This window comes from Pseudoalteromonas fenneropenaei (genome assembly GCF_042643375.1).
Taxonomy (GTDB): domain Bacteria; phylum Pseudomonadota; class Gammaproteobacteria; order Enterobacterales; family Alteromonadaceae; genus Pseudoalteromonas; species Pseudoalteromonas fenneropenaei.
Map to the genome: position 1 here is coordinate 1 of NZ_JBHRSD010000051.1, position 555 is coordinate 555.

1 rRNA gene is annotated in these 555 nt (G+C 55.0%); it reads right to left on the reverse strand.

The features are described from left to right. Window positions 1-555, reverse strand: a 23S ribosomal RNA gene (locus ACFOEE_RS20490); the annotation flags it as partial.

Sequence of the window (555 nt, forward strand, 5' to 3'; positions counted from 1 at the left end):
TCACGCCTCACAGCGCTTCCACACCCTGCCTATCAACGTTGTAGTCTCCAACGGCCCTTTAGTGGACTCTAAGTCCAAGTGAGAACTCATCTCGAGGCTCGCTTCCCGCTTAGATGCTTTCAGCGGTTATCGATTCCGAACATAGCTACCGGGCAATGCGTCTGGCGACACAACCCGAACACCAGCGGTTCGTCCACTCCGGTCCTCTCGTACTAGGAGCAGCCCCCCTCAATTCTCAAACGCCCACGGCAGATAGGGACCGAACTGTCTCACGACGTTCTAAACCCAGCTCGCGTACCACTTTAAATGGCGAACAGCCATACCCTTGGGACCGACTTCAGCCCCAGGATGTGATGAGCCGACATCGAGGTGCCAAACACCGCCGTCGATATGAACTCTTGGGCGGTATCAGCCTGTTATCCCCGGAGTACCTTTTATCCGTTGAGCGATGGCCCTTCCATTCAGAACCACCGGATCACTATGACCTACTTTCGTACCTGCTCGACGTGTCTGTCTCGCAGTTAAGCTGGCTTCTACCATTACACTAACCGAGCG